This is a genomic window from Candidatus Magnetominusculus xianensis (genome assembly GCA_001541255.1).
In the GTDB taxonomy this organism is placed as follows: Bacteria; Nitrospirota; Thermodesulfovibrionia; order Thermodesulfovibrionales; family Magnetobacteriaceae; genus Magnetominusculus; species Magnetominusculus xianensis.
Genome location: LNQR01000090.1, coordinates 1 through 15,398, shown reverse-complemented (window position 1 = coordinate 15,398; position 15,398 = coordinate 1). Strand labels below are relative to the sequence as shown.

General features: G+C 44.5%; 17 protein-coding genes and 2 tRNA genes. 9 read left to right on the top strand and 10 right to left on the bottom strand.

The genetic code is table 11. The annotated features are described in order from the left end of the window. Window positions 1-36 precede the first annotated feature (36 nt). The 5 genes from ASN18_RS12770 to ASN18_RS12750 all read right to left on the bottom strand — a co-directional run bounded on the left by ASN18_RS12770 (window position 37) and on the right by ASN18_RS12750 (window position 1,277). Window positions 37-237, bottom strand: coding sequence for a hypothetical protein (locus ASN18_RS12770; protein ID WP_085053171.1), 201 nt, complete (start codon window positions 235-237; stop codon window positions 37-39). 197 nt (window positions 238-434) lie between these two features. Beyond that, the gene (locus tag ASN18_RS12765; protein ID WP_085053169.1) at window positions 435-641 is read right to left on the bottom strand and encodes a cold-shock protein; all 207 of its coding nucleotides are present in this window, start codon (window positions 639-641) and stop codon (window positions 435-437) included. A gap of 14 nt (window positions 642-655) precedes the next feature. Continuing rightward, window positions 656-1,015: an aspartate 1-decarboxylase gene (gene panD, locus ASN18_RS12760; RefSeq protein WP_085053167.1), complete on the bottom strand. Its 360-nt coding sequence runs from the start codon at window positions 1,013-1,015 to the stop codon at window positions 656-658. A gap of 108 nt (window positions 1,016-1,123) precedes the next feature. Further along, a tRNA-Glu gene (locus tag ASN18_RS12755) sits at window positions 1,124-1,198 on the bottom strand. Between the two features lie 6 nt (window positions 1,199-1,204). Next, window positions 1,205-1,277 (bottom strand) — tRNA-Lys (locus ASN18_RS12750). A 226-nt stretch (window positions 1,278-1,503) separates the two neighbouring features. On the opposite strand from ASN18_RS12750, the gene ASN18_RS12745 reads away from it, so the two are divergent. After that, window positions 1,504-4,251: a PAS domain S-box protein gene (locus ASN18_RS12745; RefSeq protein ID WP_085053165.1), complete on the top strand. Its 2,748-nt coding sequence runs from the start codon at window positions 1,504-1,506 to the stop codon at window positions 4,249-4,251. A gap of 118 nt (window positions 4,252-4,369) precedes the next feature. Further along, window positions 4,370-4,744, top strand: coding sequence for a hypothetical protein (locus tag ASN18_RS12740; protein WP_085053164.1), 375 nt, complete (start codon window positions 4,370-4,372; stop codon window positions 4,742-4,744). A 76-nt stretch (window positions 4,745-4,820) separates the two neighbouring features. Here ASN18_RS12740 and tgt read toward each other — a convergent pair whose 3' ends face one another. Both tgt and ASN18_RS12730 read right to left on the bottom strand, forming a co-directional pair. Beyond that, entirely contained in the window at window positions 4,821-5,912 is a 1,092-nt protein-coding gene (gene tgt, locus ASN18_RS12735) for a tRNA guanosine(34) transglycosylase Tgt (RefSeq protein WP_085053162.1), read from the bottom strand. A gap of 3 nt (window positions 5,913-5,915) precedes the next feature. Continuing rightward, window positions 5,916-6,890, bottom strand: a complete 975-nt coding sequence (locus tag ASN18_RS12730; protein WP_085053160.1) for an MBL fold metallo-hydrolase — start codon at window positions 6,888-6,890, stop codon at window positions 5,916-5,918. Between the two features lie 96 nt (window positions 6,891-6,986). Between ASN18_RS12730 and galT the strand changes: the two genes are divergently transcribed. The 7 genes from galT (at window position 6,987) to ASN18_RS12695 (ending at window position 13,162) form a co-directional block, all read left to right on the top strand. Continuing rightward, window positions 6,987-7,982 carry a galactose-1-phosphate uridylyltransferase gene (galT, locus tag ASN18_RS12725; protein ID WP_085053159.1) on the top strand — a complete coding sequence of 332 codons (996 nt, stop codon included), beginning with the start codon at window positions 6,987-6,989 and terminating at the stop codon, window positions 7,980-7,982. A gap of 66 nt (window positions 7,983-8,048) precedes the next feature. Beyond that, window positions 8,049-8,399: a response regulator gene (locus tag ASN18_RS12720; RefSeq protein ID WP_085053157.1), complete on the top strand. Its 351-nt coding sequence runs from the start codon at window positions 8,049-8,051 to the stop codon at window positions 8,397-8,399. Window positions 8,400-8,440: 41 nt separating this feature from the next. Continuing rightward, window positions 8,441-9,667: a class I SAM-dependent RNA methyltransferase gene (locus ASN18_RS12715; protein WP_236861732.1), complete on the top strand. Its 1,227-nt coding sequence runs from the start codon at window positions 8,441-8,443 to the stop codon at window positions 9,665-9,667. A gap of 66 nt (window positions 9,668-9,733) precedes the next feature. Continuing rightward, the gene (rnr, locus tag ASN18_RS12710) at window positions 9,734-11,824 is read left to right on the top strand and encodes a ribonuclease R (RefSeq protein ID WP_085053153.1); all 2,091 of its coding nucleotides are present in this window, start codon (window positions 9,734-9,736) and stop codon (window positions 11,822-11,824) included. Window positions 11,825-12,041: 217 nt separating this feature from the next. After that, window positions 12,042-12,263, top strand: a complete 222-nt coding sequence (locus ASN18_RS12705; protein WP_085053151.1) for a TM2 domain-containing protein — start codon at window positions 12,042-12,044, stop codon at window positions 12,261-12,263. 97 nt (window positions 12,264-12,360) lie between these two features. Next, on the top strand, window positions 12,361-12,594 hold the full coding sequence (locus tag ASN18_RS12700; RefSeq protein ID WP_085053150.1) for a hypothetical protein: 234 nt from the start codon (window positions 12,361-12,363) through the stop codon (window positions 12,592-12,594). Between the two features lie 145 nt (window positions 12,595-12,739). Then, on the top strand, window positions 12,740-13,162 hold the full coding sequence (locus ASN18_RS12695; RefSeq protein WP_157072984.1) for an LA_3696 family protein: 423 nt from the start codon (window positions 12,740-12,742) through the stop codon (window positions 13,160-13,162). Between the two features lie 56 nt (window positions 13,163-13,218). Here the strand turns inward: ASN18_RS12695 and ASN18_RS12690 are convergent, their stop codons facing one another. The 3 genes from ASN18_RS12690 to rsmD are packed head-to-tail and all read right to left on the bottom strand — an operon-like array spanning window position 13,219 to window position 15,236. After that, window positions 13,219-14,136 (bottom strand): DMT family transporter, encoded by a 918-nt coding sequence (locus ASN18_RS12690; RefSeq protein ID WP_085053147.1) that lies wholly within the window; start codon window positions 14,134-14,136, stop codon window positions 13,219-13,221. 33 nt (window positions 14,137-14,169) lie between these two features. Continuing rightward, window positions 14,170-14,658 (bottom strand): pantetheine-phosphate adenylyltransferase, encoded by a 489-nt coding sequence (gene coaD, locus ASN18_RS12685; protein WP_085053145.1) that lies wholly within the window; start codon window positions 14,656-14,658, stop codon window positions 14,170-14,172. Then, window positions 14,658-15,236, bottom strand: coding sequence for a 16S rRNA (guanine(966)-N(2))-methyltransferase RsmD (rsmD, locus tag ASN18_RS12680; protein ID WP_085053144.1), 579 nt, complete (start codon window positions 15,234-15,236; stop codon window positions 14,658-14,660). The genes coaD and rsmD overlap by 1 nt, the downstream gene beginning before the upstream one ends. Window positions 15,237-15,398: the final 162 nt, after the last annotated feature.

Below are 15,398 nucleotides of genomic sequence, written 5' to 3'. Positions count from 1 at the left end.
CCCTGTCCCTCCCGTCTTTGCTTGGTTTTCCCAAACCTATTTTAACAGCTTTGACGGCGGGCAGGGTATTCTCCTTGTTTTTTTACCGGACGGGAGTGTATTGAGGACGAGATTGCTTGCGAATATTGTATTGCCATTTTCATCAAGCATAATGGCGCCGACTCTCAGCTGATTGACAATAGATAACAAGTTGTCACGGTTTCTTCTAATAATCTCACAGGATTCAACCGTTTTCAATTAACATCCTCTTGTAATACTAAGGGTACAGCGGCAAAGTTCTTAACTTTTAAATACTTACAAATAACGGTGAATTTTGCGGAATCTATCCCTTTGCCAGCAGGATGGCATGTATTACAGCTTGCTTCACGTTAATATCAACTCGATCGCCTCATCGCAACTCCTGTATGTGACTGCCCCAGCCCCTTGCCATTACTCTAGTCAGCCTTTCGGACGTTTGCCGCCTTTGGCCCTTTTTCTTCCTCAACAATGTCGAAAGTTACTTCCTGACCTTCCTTAAGAGATTTGTAGCCGGAACCCTGTATGGCCGAGTAGTGTACAAAGATGTCTTTCCCGTCTTCCTTCTGGATGAAGCCATAACCTTTTGTTTCATTAAACCACTTCACTTTTCCTTTGAATGACACGTTTAAGCCTCCTTTTAAACAGGTTTATTATTGTCTGAGAGGATAACGATCGTTGGCTTATAATCCTTTAACATCTGCTCGTTTCCATCTTCCTGAACATAGGCGAATGCGAATATTATTATCTTGTCGCCCGCGACTCCCTTTCTGGCTGCCGCACCGTTTAAACAGATATGACCTAAGCCTCTTTCTCCCGGTATAACGTAAGTATCAAAGCGTTCCCCGTTGTTGATATTGCTTATCATAATTTTCTCATAGGGATATAGCCCGGCAAGATCCATTAAATCCTCGTCCACCGTCAATGAACCGGAATATGAGAGATTGGCCTCTGTTACTGTGGCCTTGTGTATCTTAGATTTCAACATACATCTATACATGCTTTATTATAACAGAGTGTTATCAACTATTGCAAAGCATTCAAGTTCCGACATAGGAATTTGCACCTACCGCTATAAGAGAAGTTATCTATGGGGAGGTTTGAGAAGCGTCCCCAACGGGATTCGAACCCGTGTTACCGACGTGAAAGGCCGATGTCCTAGGCCGGGCTAGACGATGGGGACACATTATGAGCCGCCTGGGACTCGAACCCAGGACACCCGCCTTAAAAGGGCGGTGCTCTACCAGCTGAGCTAGCGGCTCAACTATATGAGTATAGCACACAGTTATTTTATTTGTCAATTGCCACGAATTGCCTTAAGAGCAGATATGTTGTTTTTTATATTGAAATGATGTAGTATAACTTAGGCAGCAGTATCTGTTGTCATAGGTTTGCTGCTGATATGTGAGTCCCTGCATATCTTAATTGGTGGGATGAGAGTTTGTTAAGAGCAAGTATTTTTTAGGGCAATTTGGTTGAGGATGATTTATGGCAGATGAAGAAAAAGCGAAAGACAGGCTTATAGAAGAGTTAAGGGCTAAAGTCACAACACTTGAGACCTCTTTGGACAAGTTAAATTCAGAACTTAGTCTCCAAAACGAAATCATGTCCAATATGGCTGAAGGCGTCTGCCTTATCATGGCCTCTGATGGAATCATCTTGTATTGCAACCCTAAGTTTGAGCAAATGTTTGCCTACGATGCCGGTGAGTTAGCAGGCAAGAATATCTCCACAGTAAATGCCCCTACAGAGAAAACTCCTGAAGAGACGGCAAGGGAAATATCCGAATCATTAATTAAACATAAATCATGGCAAGGTGAGCTACTTAATATCAAAAAGACTGGGGAGTGTTTTTGGTGTTCTGCAGCCGTTTCAACATTTGAAGACAAGAGATATGGCACCGTGTGGGTGTCAGTGCACACCGATATTACTGAGCGAAAAGATGCGCAGGAAGAGCTTGACAGATTCTTCAATGAATCTCGCGATATATTGGCTATTTTTTCAATTGACGGACATTTTACGCGGGTAAATCCTATGTTTGAAAAGGTTCTTGGATATACCAAAGAAGAGATTTGTTCGACGCATCTAATGGAGCTTATCCACCCTGATGACCGTGATGCTACTATTGCAGAAGTAGAGCGACAGAATAAAGGTTCAAATGCCGTAGATTTCGTTAATCGGTATCTTTGTAAGGATGGCTCATACAAAACATTGTCATGGTCAGGCGGACACGTCATAAACGGTAAAATCTACGCCAACGCAAGGGATGTTACACAACAAAAACTACTATTAGCAAAACTTGCAGAAAGCGAGCAACGATTCAAGACTGTCTTTGAGGAAGCACCAATCGGAGCTGCCATGATAGATTCAGTAACCGGTGAATTTATTCAGGTTAACCGTCGGTTCTGCACTATTACCGGTTATTCCTCTGATGAGATACTTGGCCTAAGATTTCAGGATATTACGCATCCAGACGATTTAAAGCATCAACTTGATGGGTTAAAACTATTGAACAGGGGCGATATACCGGTTTTTAGTATAGAGAAGCGGTATATTCACAAGAGTTCTAAGATACTATGGGTAACACTTACATATATTTATTTGCAAAATGCTACAAATCAACACCCGTTTAATCTTGCCATAATTGAAGATATTACGGACATGAAACAGATGGCAGACACGCTGAAAGATAAGGAACAAGATGAGATTGAGGCACAGCGTAAGGCGCACTTCGGCACATGGACATTTGACCCTGTGAGTGCTCAATCTCAGTGGTCGTTAGAAATGTTCAATATCATTGGTATAGACCCCAATACAGGTCCTCCGCTCTATCCCGGTCTGATTAACTATATCCACCCCGATGACTACCGGCGTTTTGACGATACGGTAAGAGAAGCGGTACAACTTGGTAAACCCTATGATATAGAGATACGCATCTGCCGTCCCGATAGGACTGGAAGAATCATTAACAGCATAGGTGAGCCTGTTTTAGACGATGCCGGTAAGGTAGTGAAATTGAGGGGTTCGGTTTTGGACATCACTGAGCGAAAAAACTTGGAGACAAAACTGGAAGATATTCGTACACAACTCCAATCGATAATAGACAGTTCAGCCACCGTTATTTTTCTAAAAGATTTACAAGGTAGATATGTGTTTATAAATACCATGTACGAGAAGCTCTTCCATATAAGTAAGAAAGACATTGTTGGCAAGACCGACTACGACATCTTTCCAAAAGAACTTGCTGATAAATTCAGGGAAAATGATATAGAAGTTGAGAAAAAGAATGCATCTTTATCCTTTGAAGAGATAGTACTGCAATATGATGGTCTACACACGTATATTTCTGTAAAGTTTCCCATGCACGATACAAAAGGATATCTATATGGCGTATGTGGTATAGCTACTGACATCACCGAGCGTAAAAGAATGGAAGAAGAACTGAAGCAGTTAACTACTAATCTTGAGTCAATGGTTACAGAAGAAACAAAAAAACGGCGTCAGAGTGAGCAAATCCTGATACAACAATCCAAGATGGCATCAATGGGTGAGATGCTTGGACTAATCGCACACCAATGGAGGCAGCCTCTGAACGCTATAGGGTTGATAGTACAGGATTTAAGAGAGGCTTATACCTACGGAGAACTTGATCAAACATACATAACAAATACTGTCGAAACAACTATGAAGCAGGTAACATTTATGTCAGGGACAATAGATGATTTCAAGGATTTTTTAAAGCCTTCAAAGGAAAAAATCAGATTCAATGTAAAAACTTCCATAGAAGAACTGCTCTCAATGTTCGCACAGATGTTTAAGAAGAGCGATGTGGACATTTCTATTATAACTGAGCAAGATACACTGCTCTTTGCAGATGGATATCCAAATGAGTTTAAACAGGTAGTGCTGAACATCCTAAACAATGCCAAAGATGCTATTGCTTTAAATAGAAAATCCTGTTTGCAGGGGCTGATTGAAATCAATATCGCTAACAATGAAGAAAGGGACAAGATAATATTGTCTATCAGGGATAATGGAGGCGGCATTCCAGAAGATGTTATAGGTAAAATCTTTGAACCATACTACACGACGAAGGGAAGCACAGGCACAGGGCTTGGACTCTATATGTCAAAAACGATAATTGAGACTAATATGGGCGGTACGCTGACGGTTAGTAATACAGACAGGGGGGCGGAGTTTACTATATCTCTGGGCGTGACAGTGGAGAGAATCTGACTGGTTTGAAAGACATTGCTTGACACGAACTTACATATTTTTGGATAATTAATCAGATGTTATACTGGGGTTATGAATCCCCTGAACGAAAGCCTGAACAAAAGAAGGAGATGACGAGATGAAAAAAACATTGGTCTTAGTTGTATCGATATTAGCAGCAGTAGTACTGCTGTCGAACATTGTTATTGCTTCCCCGCCTCTGATGGACCCAGTGATTTCTGGCAAAATAGCTGAAGCCCAAATGCTGGTTGATGACTGTACACGTATGCACAAGATATCCAGACCGGCAGCAGTAGAGCTCCACAGCCGTATCAACTACTATAGAGAGCGTGCCCTCAATACTGAAATCCGTCATGGAGGCTTTATCCCACCACATGAGTCAAGAAAGCTCAATGATGGGTTGGATAGGTTAATCAGAGAGGTTGCTGATCTTAGGAATGCACCGCCACTGCCCCCGGTAGGGCCGCCACCCCCACTGCCACCTTTGAGATGAAGCTGTTAAGAATATAATTAACGCTGTTGACATGCCCTATGTTTGGTAGACATGGGGCATGAAATAATCGCTATTTCTATTGATAAGCCGACAGCCAGTCCATTTTAAAGCTGCTAAAGCGGTCTTGTTCTATGGCAGCCCGTATCTTTTTCATGAGATCAAGGTAAAAATACAGGTTGTGGATGGTGTTGAGCCTGATGCCGAGGATTTCACCGGCTTTATACAAGTGGTTTAAATAACTCCTTGTAAAATTTAGGCATGTGTAACAGCCGCAATCGGAGTCAAGCGGTGTGTGGTCGCGCCTGAATCGGCTGTTTCCTATGATTATCCTGCCGTGCGTGGTCAGGAGTGTCCCGTGTCTGGCTGTCCTTGTCGGGATTACACAGTCAAACATGTCAAATCCTGCCTCAACTGCCGCTAGTATATCCTCAGGAAAACCTACACCCATCAGATAGCGCGGCTTATCTGAAGGAAGCTCCGCGGCCATGTAGCCTATGATTTCATGCATTATTTCTTTTGGCTCTCCAACGCTGACACCGCCAACTGCATAGCCATCGAAGTTCATATCTTTGAGCTGCCGAGCGCTCTGCAGCCGTAAATCTTTGAAAACCCCGCCTTGCACTATCGCAAAAAGCGTCTGAGGCTTTTCTACATTTTTTAGGCATATCTCTGCCCATCTTGTAGTAAGTTCCAGGGATTTAAGCGTATAATCGTAGGTCGATGGGTACGGGGTGCATTCGTCGAAGGCCATGACGATGTCTGACCCAAGAGCACGCTGAATCTCCATGGACTCACGCGGGCCTATGAAGTGTGCGGAGCCGTCGATGTGAGACCTGAAAGTCACGCCGTCTTCAGATATCTTTCTGAGCGGTGAGAGGCTATATACCTGAAACCCACCGCTGTCAGTGAGTATGGGCCTGTCCCAGTTTATAAATTTGTGAAGCCCTCCGGCCTCAGCTACGGTCTCCTGCCCGGGGCGCAGGTACATATGATATGTGTTGCAGAGGATTATCTCTGCCCCCACATCCAGAAGTTCATGCGGGGATATTGCCTTCACTGCCCCCATCGTCCCAACCGGCATAAATACAGGTGTAGAGAGAGTGCCGCGCGCAAGGGCAAGTCTGCCAGTTCTGGCGTTTCCATCTGTGTGCAATACCCTGAAGTCCATCTGTTAAGTGACTGCACCGCTGAAGGCTTCATTAACCTCCGCTGAGATTTTGTCGAATATATTAATATATTTTGGTGATACGTGGATTATTTCTATTGTTTTAACATTGGCACAGCGTGCGATGTACCCTGTGTGAGCCGTTGTCAGGTGATTTCTCTTATGGGCACGTTCCAGGTCATCTGCTAAGAAAAACGCCTCAATATAGAGCGTGTCAGCATTCATGGCAAGCGCTATGGCATTTCTAATATTTTCATCGGACGGGGAAATATCTGTTATGTAGGCAATCTTCTGGCCGCGTGTAATCATGGTAATGTCGCGAAGTTCGTCTATATGGTACGTGCGTCCATCAATTGTGAAGTGTGCCTCTTTCTCATCGCCCCTGATAGCAGACTTCAGGTTGTTTAACCACGGCCCGGGTGTAAGGCCGCGCTCAAGCAGCAGGGCCTTGTTTATGTTTATTTGTGTCTCCTCGCGTAAGCTAAATCCAAGCACCTCAATCCCGTGGTCAAAGATATCTGCTTCGATAATCAGCCCCGAGCCTGCCATCACCACCTTATTAAACGCCGTCACAGGACCGTCGATCTTATAAAACCCCTCTGTGGCATAAAAGCTGCTTCTTAGGATTACGTCTTTGTGAACCTCCGAGACCTCTATCTTTAGCGGGTATTCTTTTATCAGATTCCATGTATAACCCATAAGTTTATGTGAGACGGCATCGATAATACCCCTTGGGCCGTAGATATTAAGCGGGGTCTCTCTGTTTAGCAGGCATCGCAGCACGTTGTCAAAGCCAATAAAGTGGTCAACATGCATGTGTGTGATAAAGATGTCCGAGATTTTCTGAATCTCCCGCACAGAAAGACCATAGACATCCCCGCAGTCAAACATAACCGATTCCTTCTCCCTTCTGAATCTTATGTACAGAACGGGGTCCTGAAAAGGATTATTTACCAATTTACTAAAAAATGTCGATTTCATATTTAAAAGTCTTCATGGTATATGATACAATGTCCCAGTATTGTTATGATACAATAAAAGGCTTGTGGATTGATAAAATAATGTTTAGGAGGAGCAATGTCTGAGCTAAGGAAAGACCCAATAATAGGCAGATGGGTTATTATTTCAACAGAAAGAGGGAAAAGGCCGTCAGATTTCATATCCCCGTCGCACAAGAGGAAAAAGACAGTGGGTTTTTGCCCGTTTTGCAAGGGGCACGAGTTCACTACTCCCAATGAGATAATGGCCTTCCGGGGGCCTGATAAGATGGGGGCATCGGACTGGACACTCAGAGTAGTGCCAAATAAATTCCCCGCACTTCATATCGAAGGAGACCTTGACAGGTCAGGCGATGGTATTTTCGGGAGAATGAACGGCATTGGCGCTCACGAAGTCATTATAGAGACCCCGCATCATGACCTGTCCCTGGCGTCGATGAGTACAAAATCAGCCGCCGATGTCCTCTGGGCATTCTATTCACGTATGACAGACCTGCGTAAGGACAAGAGATTTAAGTACGTCCTGATATTTAAGAATGAGGGTGAGGATGCCGGCTCAACCCTTGAACATACACACAGCCAGCTCATAGCCCTTCCCATCGTCCCCAAAAGGGTGCAGGAAGAGCTTGACTCAGCCAAAAAATATCACAACTTCATGGAAAAGTGTATCTACTGCGACCTGATTGAACAGGAAGCCAACATCAACAAAAGGATAATCTATCAAAACACATCCTACATAGCGGTCTCGGCATATGCCCCGCGCGTGCCGTTTGAGACATGGATTCTGCCCAGGCACCATGAGTCATCCTTCATGCCTGACAATAATGATTTCACATATCTTGCGGAAACCCTTCAGTCTGTGCTGAGGATGTATGATAAGATTCTTGACGTGCCGCCATACAGCTTTGTAATTCACACGGCACCGTTTACAGAGGAAGACAACAGTTACTACCACTGGCACATAGAGATATTCCCTAAACTGACCAGAACGGCTGGTTTTGAATGGGGTTCAGGCTTCTATATAAACCCAACATCCCCTGAAGATGCCACAAAATATATGAGAGAAGTGTTGTAGAAAGGGGATTAGAGGCACACACACACTGTGCATTCGGATTCAAAATTATATAAAGGAGGAATAGCAATGAAAGTTTTAATAGTAGATGACGACCCACATCTGAGAAAGTTATACAAGGAAGAGTTAGAGGATGAGCACTATGATGTTCACATCGCAAGTTCAGGTAAAGAGGCCCTTGAGATATTTGCCAAAGAACTGCCAGACATCGTCACACTTGATATACTTATGCCCGGCATGGACGGAATCGAGGTGCTGAGGAGAATGAAGGAGCAAAAGCCCAATCTGCCCGTAATAATGTCTACGGCGTATGATTACAGGGATGATTTTTCAGTATGGGCGTCTGACGCCTACGTAGTAAAATCTGCCGATATGACGGAGCTGAAAAACACGATAAAGAACCTCCTAAGTAAAAAATGAAGACTTTGGAGTTGGACTCACTTGCCCCCATTTATGGAGGCATGTGTCTTTCACGGCTCGACGGGGTTGTGTTTATAAAGGGCACAATCCCTGGCGAGAAGGTCTTGGCGGAGGTAAAAGAAACCAGAAGGGATTATTCTATAGCTGAGGCCATAGAGATTCTCCAAAGTTCCACAGACAGAGTAGCGCCGCGCTGCCGGGTTTATGGCATGTGCGGAGGCTGCCACTACCAGCATATATCTTATGAGAGACAACTGTCGATAAAAGAGGAAATCCTTACAGACTGTCTCAGGCGAATAGCAAAAATTGATATTCCAGTTGACAGGATGATTTATGGAAGCCAATGGAATTACAGGAGAAAGGTTCAGTTTAAGTTGTCTTCTACAAGCGGCGGCAGCTCTGCCCCTGCTATTGGTTTTTACAGAGAAGGCACAAGAGACATAGTAGCAGTCGATGAGTGCGCCCTGCTTCACAACGAGTTAAACAGATTTCTTACGAAATTAAAAGGGGCGCGTTTTCTCAATGGAGTCAGTGAAGTCCACATGCTTACAGGGAAGACCACTGTAGCATTCCTGAAAGGCCCGGAAGTGGATGAGGCAAAACTTGAGTTCATGCTTGATATAGGTTTTGACGGCGCTGTCGGCTCACTTGCCCCGGACTACCAGCGCACACATGTAGTTGGCGAACCACACTGTACGCTGCAGATGGGCGGTGACATAGGGCAGGGGTTAGAATATACTGTGACGCCGCAGGGGTTTTTCCAGTCCAACTGGGAGTTGAACCAGGTGTTAGTTGAAAAGGTGAAGGAGCAACTGGGCAGCTTAAGCGGTAAAAAGGTGATTGATATTTATGGCGGGGCAGGCAACTTCTCACTTGCCTTGTCAAAGACGGCCAAAGAGATAACCATCGTGGAAGACAATCCATACTCGGCAGCTGACGGTCAGCGTAACATCGTGCTGAACAATATAACAAATGCATCTTACATTATACAGTCGTTTGAGAAAATGCCGCTTGGGAAAATAAGTGATAGCAAGATTTATGACGCAGCAATCGTTGACCCGCCAAGAATAGGGCTTACAAAGGCAGCGGTTGAAAAACTACTTGCCCTGAAGGCAGAGACAATTGCCTATATCTCATGTAACCCATCGACATTTGCCCGTGATGCGGCAAAGCTCCAGGGCAGGTACGCGCTGTCCTCGGTCAGACTGATAGACATGTTTCCAAACACATACCACTGCGAAGTCCTGGGGATATTTAATCGCGTATAGACAACCGCAAGCTAAGGCAGAAGCAGTGTGTGTTGCTATTAATGGCCTAATCTGTTATCATTACGCATGATTGATAAGGATAAATTAAGCAAGTACTTTACGATTAAGAAAAAACCTGTTTCATTTCGCGACCTCGGCAAGGAGTTCTGCTCCTCAAGGCAGGACTATCGCATCTTAAAAAAACTCTTAAAACAGCTTACTTCCTCCGGTGATATTATCATCAACAAGAAGGGTTTATACGGCAAGTCTGAGGAGATGAGTCTGGTTAATGGCTATTTTGAGGCGCATAAGACAGGCTATGGTTTTGTGATTTTAGAAGCGCCAGGCCAGAGAGATGTCTTCATCCCGGGACGAAAAACTATGGGCGCTATGGACAACGACAGGGTAGTTGCCAGAGTAGAGAATATGAAAAACCGCGAGGGCAGAATCGTAAGAATCGTCGAGCGCGCCCATACCAAAGTTTCTGGTGAGCTGGACTTCTCCGATGACGTATGGTTTCTCCGCCCCAAGCACTCCACCCTCCCGTTTGATATATTAATCCCGAAAAAGCATACTTTAAATGCAGGAAAGGGTGATATGGTTGTCGTTGAGATAACACAATTCAACAACGAAAACAGGCCGCCCATCGGCAAGGTAGTCAAAAAGATTGATAAACCCGAAGACCCGAAATCTGAAATAGAGGCCGTAATAGACGAGTTCCACTTATCGAGAAAATTTCCAAAACACGTCTCCGATGACGCAAAGACACTGCCCGAGGCTGTCACACCGGAAATGCTTACAGGCCGCAGAGACCTTCGTCAGCTCAAGACCGTTACCATCGATGGTGAGCGCGCAAAGGACTTCGACGACGCCGTCTCAATAGAGAAGACCAGCGATGGATTCAAGCTCTATGTCCATATAGCCGACGTAGGATATTTTGTGCCGTGGGACAGCATAATAGACCTTGAGGCAAGAGAGCGGGCAACAAGCGTGTATTTCCCTGACAGGGTGCTTCCAATGCTCCCCAAAAGGCTCTCTGAAGACCTATGTAGTCTGAAACCCAAACTCGACAGGCTTACTTTTACAGCAGAGTTGGACTTCGACGACAAGGGCAACAGAACTGCCTCGGCATTCTATCCTTCAGTTATCAACAGCAATGAGCGAATGACATATACGAACGTGCAAAAAATACTCATAGACGAAGATAAAAGGCTGCGGACTAAATATAATTCGTTACTTAATGAATTTGAGCTTATGTCACTGCTATGTAAGGATTTAAGGCAGATGAGAAAGAAGCGCGGGAGTCTTGATTTCGACCTCCCTGAGCCAGAAATCCTGCTCGACATTCAGGGGAATCTCTCCGCAATACTTAAGACGCAGAGGAACTTTGCCCACTCCATTATCGAGGAATTCATGATAGCCGCAAACGAGGCCACAGCAGAGCATCTTACTGCCATCGGTGTCCCATCCCTTTACAGGATACACGAAGAGCCTGATATCAGAAAGATAGACGAGATTATGAAAGTAGTAAACTGCACGATTTCCTATAAGAAGGCAAATATAACGCCTGCGGATTTCTCTAAGATAATACACAAGGCATCGGCAACTCAATACGAAGAGGTCATAAATTATCTGATTCTAAGAAGCCTCAAGCAGGCACGCTACTCCCCTGTAAATGTGGGGCATTTTGGGCTTGCATCGCAATGCTATACGCACTTTACATCCCCAATCAGACGCTATCCTGACCTTGTAGTTCACAGGATATTGAGAGATACTCTGGCCACCGGGACCCGTGATAAAAAGGCAGTTGAAAAGGCCGAACAGCGGCTCTCTGACATTGCCTTTAACTCCTCACGGCGAGAGCGCGTTGCCGATGAGGCTGAACGGGAGGTTATCGATGCCATGCGGACATGGTTTATGAAAGACAAGGAAGGACAAGTCATGGATGGCAAGGTCGTAGGCATGAACTCCCACGGCATGAAGGTGAGATTAAATGACTACTTCGTTGACGGCTTCCTGCATATATCATACATGGTTGACGATTACTATGTGTATGACGAAGGCTCACTAACAATCAGGGGGAAAAACACAAACAGGACGTTCTCAATAGGGCAGACCATTCAGGTAAGGATAGACAAGGTTGACCTTGCGGAGCGTGAGATTCTCTTTGGCGTTTAATCCGGCAATTCCTGCCATGCAAATATTTATCTGGGGCGTGTATCACATGATACAGACTTGAAGAAAAATATCTGGTAAATTATATACAAGATAAGCGAAGGTTAAAACGAAGATTAATCAGAAGTAAATCGAGTGAGCCTGAAGTTAGTCATGGAAATTAGAGTTTAATCAGGGGTTCTTAGAACCCTAATCAATAAGTCGTACAAGGAGCAGTAAAATGTCAGAAAATGAATCCCCCAAAAGCCGTTTAGTAGCACTGTTGTTATGTTTCTTCCTCGGATGGGCAGGTGGACATCGTTTTTATGCTAACAAAATCGGAACCGGAATCATCATGTTCATCACGATGGGCGGTTTTGGAATCTGGTACTTTGTAGATTTGGTCATGATTTCTCTTGGTGCTCTCAAGGACAAGGAAAATCTGCCAATAACTAAGTGGTAGTAGTCTCGGCATAATTCGCGCGCGGGTGAGATTTAGACTTGCCTGCGCGCGAATTTCTATTTATGAGAATCAAACAGGAAGCCCGACAGGTGAATAAGTGTTTTACATAGCGTGGGTAATTGTAGTTATTATGGTGGCCTTGTGGAAAAGAGAACTGAGAGACGCCAGGACCGCGTACATTAACATACTTGGGGAATTAAAAAGCGAGCGCTTAGAGTTCGATAAGCTCAGAGAAAAGTATATGATTCTACTGAAGGAGCAAGGTGTCAGGACTGGCAACACTGGCAAGTTAAAAACTAGGGCAGCCAGCTTAAATAGTGACTCGAAGTAACCCGTAAGTTTAGTTTATCCTCAGAACATCTCAAAAGTACTGGTCATAAATACCTGTCAAAAATATTGGGAGAGGTTGCATGGCAAACGCAAGGTGGATTTAGGCTGTCATTGACAATTTCTTATGCCGCTTGTATAATGAATCTATGAGCGTAATAACGATACCTCGTGTTATAAGAGAGCGCTTGGGCGATGACGCCAGTGACGCTTTTGCCACGCTTATCAACGATATAGACATAGGCGCGCGTAAAGACGCTATCGCTATAGCTGAAGAGCGCTTTGAACGCCGCCTTGTCGAAGAGGCCGGTAAACTGCGTCTTGAACTGCGGACTGAGATAGGCAAGGTTAACGAACGCATTACTCTTGAGATAGGCAAGGTCAACGAGCGCATTACTGAGGAAGTCGGCAAGCTACGAGTGGAGTTACTGCTTGAGATAGAGAAGTTGCGTTCTGAACTGAGTGTTAAGATTGAGAATTCCAGCAAAGAAAACATAAAATGGATGTTCCTCTTCTGGATAGGACAGATAGCCGCCATGGTTGCTATTATTAAATATTTTGTAATCAAATAATCTATCATGTCCACTGCGTTGGACTTGTAAGAGTTTGTGCACGTTGGTCATTCACCTCAACCTTTCTTAATTATAATATACCCTGCGGTTATTATCATTAGTCCCCCGAATAGAGACAACGCATCAGGCATTTCCGAAAGGACAAGTGCGCCAAGAAAAATCGCCCCTATTGGCTCGATATAACCTAAAATTGCCGTCTTATTTGCCCCGACATGTGTTATCCCGCTGTAGTACAGGTATGTAGCAGCGGTTGAGTATATCCCCCCGATGACTAAGATTATCAAAATGGATTTCACATCGTGGGGTACCGGCCCGGCAAAAGGCAGTAACAGCACAGTTATAAACAGGTTTTGAAAAAATACGACGATGTATTTATCATATGTCCCCGATATAATCTTCAGAGTGACAATCACTGCCCCGTAGGCAGCGCCTGAGGCAAGTCCGCACAGGATTCCTATTGTGTCACGGTTAAACATGGAACTTGCGGAACTATAATCGATGGTAAAAATCTGGGCTGCTATATCCATGACTGAGACGTCTCTCATAATAATCCACAGACCAAATGAGGCTATTATGATTGAAAAAACGGAGGTTAAAGTGATTTTTTCCTTTAGAAAAATGGGCGCTATCAGCATAACGACAACCGGCGCTACGTAGTGTGTGAAGACTGCGTTTGAAATAGATGTGTAGGTATAGGCGTAAAAATAGGTCAGCGTGTTTACTAGTGCAAAAACGCTGAGCAAAAAGATAATTAATAATCCCCTTGCAGATGGAAGTTTTTTTGATGACCTGAGAAATATAAACGATTGGAAGAGAAGAGACGCTGCAAGGGAATAAAAGACAATAGATATGACGGACATATCTGCTGCCCTGATGACAATCCCCTGCGAACTCCAGATAAGGAGTGCTGAGACTATGCAGAGACAGCCTTTTCCCTGTATATTAGATTCTGTAGATATATTTGATTTGGGCAATGTTCGATTACTGTTTCATTTTAATTTTCTATTTTAATTTTTTTCTTTAAATTTTTCTATAAGGGCAGACTTAACGGCAGCGGGCACGAGGCCGTCAACACAGCCGCCTAACAGCGCGATTTCCTTTACTGCCGACGAGGTTAGAAATGAGTACTCCTCGGAGGGCATTTTAAATATCGTTTCTATGCTGGGTTTTAATCTCCTGTTTAACAGGGCCATCTGCAGTTCATACTCGAAGTCAGACACCGCTCGCAGTCCGCGGATTACGATGATGCTGCCTCTTTTTTCTGCGTAATCGACTAATAGGCCGTCAAAGCTCTCAACTGATATATTGACATCTTCGGGCAGCGATTTTTTTATGAGTTCTTTCCTTTCCGGTACGCTGAAAAGAGGGGTTTTTTTTGCATTAGTCGTAACGGCAATGACAAGGCTATCAAAAAGCCTCACACTCCTGAGGGCGATATCAAGGTGCCCGTTGGTAAATGGGTCGAAAGTTCCGGGGTAAATTGCCAGTCTGTTCATTAGTTATCCTCTGGTAAAGATGTCGTTGCGGCGGTGTAGACGCTTAATGAGGCGTCGCCGTATCTGTAGACTTTTAAGAGTATCAGGGTGCCAGTTGAGTGCGGCATCGGTTTCTTTGTGGAATGTTCAATTATGACTAAGGTGTCGCTGAGTATCCATGAGTGTTCAAGGGCCTGCAGGAGTTTATCTGTTTCATCTGAGTTATAGGGCGCATCGGCGAAGACTATGTCGAATGGGGCATTACTCAGCCCACGTGACGGCTCAGATGTGACAAAACCTACGGCATCACCGCATATGGCAGCATTCAGGTGGTTTTCATAAAATGCCGGATTTTCTTTTATGGTATCGATGGCATGTCTGTCAATATCGACAAATACGACACTTCCTGCGCCGCGGCTAAGGGCTTCAAAACCTACGGCGCCGCTGCCTGCATACAAATCGGCAAAGGAACACCCCGGCACATGCTGCCGTATGATATTAAACAGGGATTCCCTGACCTTTGCAGAGGTTGGTCTCAGGGCCTTACTATGTTTTACAGTGACTGTCTTTCCCTTAAGGGCTCCAGCAATAATCTTCACTCAGCAATACCTGAATAACAATATCATGGCATGGGCAAAAAATTCAACAAAAAATTCACAAAGACACTCCCATCCGGTAAAAAAACAAGGAGAATACCCTGCCCGCCGTCAAAGCTGTTAAAATAGGTTTGGGAAAACCAAGCAAAGACGGGAGGGACAGGG

Excerpts from the sequence above, each read along its gene's own strand:
- panD (WP_085053167.1), bottom strand. The coding sequence starts at position 1,015 with ATGTATAGATGTATGTTGAAATCTAAGATACACAAGGCCACAGTAACA.
- ASN18_RS12745 (WP_085053165.1), top strand. The coding sequence starts at position 1,504 with ATGGCAGATGAAGAAAAAGCGAAAGACAGGCTTATAGAAGAGTTAAGG.
- ASN18_RS12740 (WP_085053164.1), top strand. The coding sequence starts at position 4,370 with ATGAAAAAAACATTGGTCTTAGTTGTATCGATATTAGCAGCAGTAGTA.
- tgt (WP_085053162.1), bottom strand. The coding sequence starts at position 5,912 with ATGGACTTCAGGGTATTGCACACAGATGGAAACGCCAGAACTGGCAGA.
- ASN18_RS12730 (WP_085053160.1), bottom strand. The coding sequence starts at position 6,890 with ATGAAATCGACATTTTTTAGTAAATTGGTAAATAATCCTTTTCAGGAC.
- galT (WP_085053159.1), top strand. The coding sequence starts at position 6,987 with ATGTCTGAGCTAAGGAAAGACCCAATAATAGGCAGATGGGTTATTATT.
- ASN18_RS12720 (WP_085053157.1), top strand. The coding sequence starts at position 8,049 with ATGAAAGTTTTAATAGTAGATGACGACCCACATCTGAGAAAGTTATAC.
- ASN18_RS12715 (WP_236861732.1), top strand. The coding sequence starts at position 8,441 with ATGTGTCTTTCACGGCTCGACGGGGTTGTGTTTATAAAGGGCACAATC.
- rnr (WP_085053153.1), top strand. The coding sequence starts at position 9,734 with ATGATTGATAAGGATAAATTAAGCAAGTACTTTACGATTAAGAAAAAA.
- ASN18_RS12705 (WP_085053151.1), top strand. The coding sequence starts at position 12,042 with ATGTCAGAAAATGAATCCCCCAAAAGCCGTTTAGTAGCACTGTTGTTA.
- ASN18_RS12695 (WP_157072984.1), top strand. The coding sequence starts at position 12,740 with ATGAGCGTAATAACGATACCTCGTGTTATAAGAGAGCGCTTGGGCGAT.
- coaD (WP_085053145.1), bottom strand. The coding sequence starts at position 14,658 with ATGAACAGACTGGCAATTTACCCCGGAACTTTCGACCCATTTACCAAC.